At 49.2% G+C, this 6967-nt stretch carries 6 protein-coding genes; 4 read left to right on the top strand and 2 right to left on the bottom strand.

The window, feature by feature from the left end:
- The first annotated feature begins 912 nt into the window (after positions 1–912).
- From TX85_RS21240 to TX85_RS21250, 3 genes are read left to right on the top strand one after another with little or no spacing between them, the layout of a single operon-like run.
- Positions 913–1287: a GntR family transcriptional regulator gene (locus TX85_RS21240; protein ID WP_044481880.1), complete on the top strand. Its 375-nt coding sequence runs from the start codon at positions 913–915 to the stop codon at positions 1285–1287.
- 17 nt (positions 1288–1304) lie between these two features.
- Positions 1305–2195, top strand: coding sequence for an ATP-binding cassette domain-containing protein (locus tag TX85_RS21245; RefSeq protein WP_049895148.1), 891 nt, complete (start codon positions 1305–1307; stop codon positions 2193–2195).
- Positions 2196–2197: 2 nt separating this feature from the next.
- Positions 2198–2884 carry a hypothetical protein gene (locus tag TX85_RS21250; RefSeq protein ID WP_044481881.1) on the top strand — a complete coding sequence of 229 codons (687 nt, stop codon included), beginning with the start codon at positions 2198–2200 and terminating at the stop codon, positions 2882–2884.
- 67 nt (positions 2885–2951) lie between these two features.
- On the opposite strand, the gene TX85_RS21255 is transcribed toward TX85_RS21250, so the two are convergent.
- The gene (locus tag TX85_RS21255; RefSeq protein WP_044481882.1) at positions 2952–3617 is read right to left on the bottom strand and encodes a potassium channel family protein; all 666 of its coding nucleotides are present in this window, start codon (positions 3615–3617) and stop codon (positions 2952–2954) included.
- Between the two features lie 12 nt (positions 3618–3629).
- Complete coding sequence (locus tag TX85_RS21260) at positions 3630–4973, bottom strand: TrkH family potassium uptake protein (RefSeq protein ID WP_044481883.1); 1344 nt, start codon at positions 4971–4973, stop codon at positions 3630–3632.
- A 320-nt stretch (positions 4974–5293) separates the two neighbouring features.
- Here TX85_RS21260 and TX85_RS21265 point away from each other — a divergent pair.
- Positions 5294–6967 (top strand): CPBP family intramembrane glutamic endopeptidase (locus TX85_RS21265; protein ID WP_071784236.1); only part of this gene is annotated, 1674 nt, incomplete at its 3' end.

Here is a 6967-nt window from a genome sequence, read left to right on the forward strand (position 1 = left end):
CGTTGCTTCGGCCTTACACAGAACGCGGAACTTCGTTATTCGACTAGGTATTCCAGTCTTGCTCTGAAACTTTACTCGCCTACTTGATCAGCTTCATTACGGTCGCGCTCCAGTGAAATTTCTTACCTTAAAATCTTCATTTAACGCTCGAACCCAATTTTAGTGAAAAAATTTACCTTAGATCTCCAGAAACTAGCCAAATTTACGTAGTGCCCGACTTTAAGCGAAAGAATTTCACTATATCCGTATTTCCACCATTTTACCTAAATTTAGAGTAACTTTTTTCACTACATGCGTACGATCCATATTTTCATGCGGTCGTTCAACCGTCCGTCGTCATTCTGTGAAGCACCGCGCGTTCGGAGTCCGCGCAGTGCGAGAACTGCATGATGCTAATGCGAGATGTGCATGTGCGTATACATACTTCGTCGGCTTTTGCAGAATATGCTGGGGATAGTTCTGTAGCGTAGTTGTCCATCCATCTACCCCGAAGGTGCAATGACGCGCAGTTGCTGTTTGTATTGCATCGGCATCGGCGTTATCCGGCCTCTCAAATGCCGGACGAACGAGCCTGTAGGTACATATCGAGGGATTCGAGCATGTGGGCTACTGTCATGCATTCGGCACCTATAAAGCTGAAGAGCCTGCGTAATAAGGGCATAAGTGTGAAGGTTGCTGCAGAAACGGAGTGGTCGCCTTTGCGAGTGGATTTCTTCCTTGTCAGAACTTATTACAATAAGAGAAATCCGCGAACAACAGCGATCGAAAGCAACCTTCACACGTTGCCCCCGGAACGCAGAATCATTCATTGAGCGGCTTTTTTTCTGCGCTTAGGCAATCTGCACTTGACTTCTACGTTCGTTAGTTATATGGTTAGTTACATAAGTAATTAACCAAAGTGGTGGTGAGCAAATGAATGGGATTCACGAGGATTCCCGGCCGATTTTTCAACAAATCGCTGAGAAGATTGAAGACGACATTATCGAAGGACGCCTGTCTGAGGAGAGCCAGGTTCCATCCACCAATCAATTTGCAGCCTTTTACAAGATCAACCCTGCTACGGCGGCTAAAGGGGTCAATCTACTGGTGGAGCAAAACATTTTGTACAAGAAGAGAGGGATCGGGATGTTTGTTGCGGAAGGAGCCAAAGAGATGCTGTTAGAGAAACGAAGACATGAATTTTATGAGCAGTACGTGGTCACCATGCTTCGGGAAGCAGCTCGGCTCGGCATTACAACTGGCCAGATCGCTGAGATGATCACGGCTACAACCAAGAATAATGATTAGTGAGGGAGATGAAACCATTGAGTTCGATACTGGAATGCAGACAAGTTAGCAAGAGATTCGGCAAGAGCCATGCCATCCTGGATGCAACTGTATCCTTTGAGCCGGGAACCGTCCATGGCTTGCTTGGCGCAAACGGAGCAGGTAAGACAACATTGCTCCATATCCTGTCCGGAATGATCTATCCTACTCAGGGAGTCGTCACCTTTGACGGTCAGCAAGTGCATGAGAACACGCTGGCTATGTCGAGCATTTGTCTGGTCAAATCCGATGAACGCTCCTGGGCGGATTACAAGGTGAAGGATATCATGAAGTTTTGCTCCTTGCTCTTGCCGGGGTGGGACGAACGCAAGGCGCTTTCCCTGCTGCAAAGATTCAACCTGCCTGCGAACAAGCGCTACAAACAATTGTCCCGAGGAATGCAGTCGCAGCTAGGGATTGTGAAGGGCTTGGCCAATCAGGCGCCCATAACACTTTTTGATGAGCCTACGCTTGGCCTGGACGCAGACATGCGTGAAGCCTTTTATGAGCTGCTCATTCAGGAATGCAGCGGAAGCGACCGAACAATCATCATCTCAACCCATCTGATTGATGAATCAGCCAATCTGTTTGAGTACATCGCACTGCTTGAAGAGGGCGTCATTACAAAGCATCAGGACACCGATTCCTTTCTGGAGCATGCCTATTATCTGCAAGGAAACAGTGTCACTTTGGAACAGTTCTCGGGAGATCCTCGTGTGCTGCATGCCGAATCCCTCGCAGGAACTACAATACTGGCTTGGTACGGAGATTTGTCAAAGGAACGGGCAGAGCTGGAACAACAAGGCATCCGAATCAGCCCCCTCCCTCTTCAAAAGCTGTTTGTATATTTAACCCGCAAAGGAAGATTTAACAACGAGGAGGTGATGTAATCATGGCATCCTATCGTAACACTATGCGATTTATGTGGAAGGACTCCTACAAGGCCTTGCGTATCTTTCTTGCTGTGCTGTTGTTAGTTGACATCGGCCTGCTTGTATTCCAGGTGAATTGGCCCCATTTGGTTGACAATCATTCAAATAATTTCTATTCCTCCAATTACGGAGCGATCGGGATTTTCACGCTGGTCACCGGGCTGCTTACTGCTACGGTCACTTTTCCGCTGATGCTCAGCCTTGGCTCTACCCGAAAGAACTATATTGCAGGCGCCTTATCTTATGGAGTCATCTCCTCCGCAGGATTGGCCCTGTTCCAGACCCTGGTTGCACATGGCGGTACGGCGCTTCTTGAACTATGGGGAAAGCTGAGTGAGAGTGCGCCAACACCTTTCCTGACGCTTTGGTACACACAATTCACTATTTATCTGCTGATTTTCCTCTTGTTCACGTTGCTGGGCACCATTTTTTACAGGTATGGCACCGTGCCGGGATTGATCACGATCGCAGGGTTCCTATTCATTCTGTTCTTCACCGCTAATGCTCCCGGCGGAACCGACTACACGGATAAGGATGTTTCCAGCTGGGGCTTTCTTCTGGCGGCACACTATCTACTGGCGCTCTGCGTGCTGGTCGCCGCCCTGCTCTGGCTCATCATTCGTAAAGCCGCAGTACGAACTTATTAATTGAAATTGTTGTTCAAAAAAATTAAGGGTGTCTCCCGGGTATGCAAGCCCGGTGAGACACCCGCTTCTATTCTTCGGAGATCATTTCTTCAAATTCCTCCAGATTCTTCTTCGCCCCAATGACAACCATAATATCTCCCTGTTCCAGACGATCCATAGCTGTAGGTGCAATTATGATTCCCTGCTTCCGCTGCAAAGCCACAATGCTGCATCCGTACCGGGCGCGAGGATTCAGCTCGCTGAGGCTCTTTCCTTCAAGGCAAGAGGGGGCCTTCAGCTCCACAATGCTGTATTCCTTGGAAATTTCAATATAATCCAGAAGGTTTGGAGATACCAGCTGATGAGCTACACGAACTCCCATATCCCGCTCCGGAAAAATCACCCGGTCCACACCCAGCTTCTCCAAGGCACGTCCATGCAGAACCGAAATCGCTTTGGATACGACCGTCTTTAACCCCAGCTCCTTCAACAGAATCGTCGAAAGAATACTCATCTGGATATCGTTGCCGATCGCTACGACCCCGCAATCGAAGTTGCGGATGCCTAACGATTTTAATACTTCTTCATCTGTGGCGTCTGCCGTTACCGCATGGGTCAGTTGGCTGCTCAGTTCATCCACAACCTCTTCATCGCGATCGATGCCAAGCACCTCGTAGCCAAGATCCATTAGCTCAAGCGCCAGACTGGCTCCAAACCGCCCCAGCCCGATAACGACAAACTGTTGCTGTTTCATTTCAATTTCCCCTTATCCTAAAATCATCTTGCCTTCCGGATGTCTGTACAACTGTTTACCCTTTTTCGGGCCTAGTGCATAGGCAAGCGTCAGAAGACCAAGCCGTCCCGTAAACATTGTAAAGCTGAGAATCAGCTTGCCGGCGGTCGACAGTTCACCTGTAATCCCCATCGACAGCCCCACAGTTCCGAAGGCGGAGGTCGTCTCGAACAGAATGCTCAGAAAGGAGGTGCCACGCTCCGTTGTCGACAGGATCAGCGCAACACTGATAACCAGGAACAAAGCCAGCATCGTGATCGTTACCGCCTTGAAGATGCGCTCCTGAGCAAGCCGGTATCGGAACAGAACCAGTTCGCTGCGCCCCCGGATCATTGAGGCCACCGCACCAAGCAGGATCATAAAGGTGGTTGTCTTGATCCCGCCGCCCGTTGAGCTTGGTGAGGCCCCAATAAACATCAGGATCAGGATGAAGAATTGGGTGGCCTGCCGAAGGGAACTAATATCCAGTGTGTGCGCACCCGCTGTTCTCGGAGCCACCGATTGGAAGAAGGCGCTCCACAGCTTGCCGCTCCAATCCAGCGAGCCTAGTGTATGCTTATTGGTAAATTCAAAGACCAGAATGACCAAGGCCCCGGATATAATCAAAAGACCTGACATGGTCAGAACCACTTTCGAGTGCAGTGTGAGTCTCCGCCGATTTCGATAATCTGCCAGGTCTGAGAGCACAATAAAGCCCAGACCGCCCGTAACAATTAAAAACATCGTAATCAGGTTGACCGCCGGATCGGTAGTATACATCATCATACTGCGGTAATTGCCGAACAGGTCAAACCCCGAGTTGTTGAACAAGGACACAGCATGGAAGACTCCAAAGTACAATGCCCTCCGGAAGGGCATATCGAAGGCAAAACGGATCGCATACAGCACAGCCGCAGCACTTTCGATCGCCAAGGCATAGAATAGGACCCGCCGGATCAGCCGGACGATTCCCTCCATGGAGCCCTGATTCATCGCCTCTTGCAGCAGAAGCCGTTCTTTGAGCGAGATTTTTCGTTTGAATACCAGGGCAATCAAGGTCGCCATCGTCATAAAGCCCAGTCCTCCGACTTGAATCAGCAGCATGATAACTACCTGTCCAAACCATGAGAAGGAGGTTCCCGTATCTACGACCTCAAGCCCGGTCGCTGTGGTAGCCGAGACCGAGGTGAAGAAAGCATCTATGAACGGCAGGAACTCACTATTATTATTGGATACCGGAAGCATCAACACTACGGCTCCGAATAAAATAATGAGAGCAAAGCCGAGCACGATCACCTGTGGCGGAGAAAAGTTAACCCACTTTATACGCAAGCCCATTCACCTCATTACATTTTGCCAAAAGAAAAAAGCACTGGAAATCCAATGCAAATGGATTATAAGCTTTATTCCCCTCCATCACAATGATTTGTATCTTCGGAAAAGTCTGAAAATCCTTTGAATTAGGTGAAATGAGGGGATATTTCTTCACCGTTCTAAGCCTGGCTGTCATTTGCCTCGTTTATGATCACTTTTCGCTAATATATGAATTGATCTGGCGCGGCTTCCTAACCTTATGTTATCTTTACTGTGACATTCTAAACCGAAACTCATGCATCAATACCGGTTTTACTACAAAATACTGAAAAAGGAGTTATCACATGAATTCTGAAGTCCGTAAAGTCCAACCGCGAAGGCTTGGGCTTAAAACACTCTGGATCATGGCTGCGGTCGGGCTGGTATTATTCGTGGTTCTGCAAATTCTTCCTACTTCGCCTGAGGAGGCCAAGCAAGTCGAGCTGGCGGCCAAGATCATAACCAAGCAGGAGGCAGCGGAAGCAGCGGCGGAATTTGCTGGCTCGGCATTGGGATTACAGGTCCAATCAGATCAAGGTCTGGTTGTCTATGATACGGATTCCAATCTTTACGGCTATCTTACCCGTGATTCATTATTAGAGCCTTACTTAAATGAATATGAGGCACAGTTCCCTTATGACAAATTCCAGGTTCGATTTGATCTGGTCGCCGAAGCTTATGAAACACTAGCAGTAGATGTGCATATGACATCAGGGAAGGTTGTTGGCTTTGAGTTGCTATCCTCTCTGTTTAGTATGATGCCGGCAGAAGAGGATGTAGCCGACTGGGAGGGGGTAAAGGCTCAGGTTACTCCGATGCTGGAGGCTGTAGGCTACTCCGCTGACCAGCAATGGGTAGTACAAGAGATTCCCGGAGGGTTCCTGCTCTCTGATCCACAGCAGCAAATTGGAGAGGCCTATCCTGAAATTGAGGTTTCCCTGGACCAACACATCGTTACCGGCATCCACAAGGGATTCGCCCTTCCGGACAGCTTTACAAATTATGTAAAGAAGCAACAGACCCTGGCTAACTGGATGACCTATCTCGGATATGCGCTTCTGACCTTTGTACTCGGTATTCTTGCCATCGTCTACAGCGCATTAACAAAAGCGCATACCTCCTTCAAGAGAGGCATCGTATTGGCTTCCGTTTATTTTGTGCTTTCCATGGGCTCTGCGCTGAATATGCTTCCTTACTTTGAAAAAGAAGGCATGACCGGTGAGCTCTTGGTTTTCGCGCTCGTATTCCAGGGCGTAATCACCCTCGTGCTAGCTGCCTCGGTCTACTTCTCCCTGGTAGGAGGAGACGGCCTGTGGCGCCAGCAAGGAACGATTCTATGGTCCCGTTCCCGGGAAACCGGATATGGGCGCCATGTTCTTCGCTCCGTTTCGGAGGGATACGCTTGGGCGTTGATCATTATGGGCGTCCAATCCGTCCTCTTCTTCCTTCTTGAGAAGACGATTCACACCTGGTCAACGACGGATGCTTCCCAATCGACTTACAATATGCTGTATCCGGCACTGCTGCCGGCACTGGCATGGGTAGCCGGAATCGGGGAAGAAGCCGTGTATCGGCTATTCGGGATTCCCATGCTGAAGAAGATGTTCAAGAGCACGATCGCAGCGAGCATCATTACTACGCTGATCTGGGCTTTTGGCCATACGCTCTATCCGATCTACCCTGTCATTTCACGTCCCATTGAATTGCTGTTTATCGGCTTGATCTTCAGTTATATCTTCCTGAGACATGGCTTCATTACGGCTGTATTCGCGCACGTGATCTTCGACAGCCTGCTCATGTCGATCAGCATTATATTCATGGGCGGAACCCTTAATATTGTATCAGGCCTGTTCTTTATCGTGCTGCCATTACTTGTCGCTTACCTGATCTACTTGTTCAATCCTTCCGGCAAGGAAAGGCCGCCGGTCCTGAAGAAAAAAGAAGAGGAGCCGCTGTTTACGACTCCTCATCTCGGAGGG

The sequence above is a fragment of the Paenibacillus antibioticophila genome (genome assembly GCF_000455265.1).
GTDB lineage: Bacteria > Bacillota > Bacilli > Paenibacillales > Paenibacillaceae > Fontibacillus > Fontibacillus antibioticophila.

Excerpts from the sequence above, each read along its gene's own strand:
- TX85_RS21240 (WP_044481880.1), top strand. The coding sequence starts at position 913 with ATGAATGGGATTCACGAGGATTCCCGGCCGATTTTTCAACAAATCGCT.
- TX85_RS21250 (WP_044481881.1), top strand. The coding sequence starts at position 2,198 with ATGGCATCCTATCGTAACACTATGCGATTTATGTGGAAGGACTCCTAC.
- TX85_RS21255 (WP_044481882.1), bottom strand. The coding sequence starts at position 3,617 with ATGAAACAGCAACAGTTTGTCGTTATCGGGCTGGGGCGGTTTGGAGCC.
- TX85_RS21260 (WP_044481883.1), bottom strand. The coding sequence starts at position 4,973 with ATGGGCTTGCGTATAAAGTGGGTTAACTTTTCTCCGCCACAGGTGATC.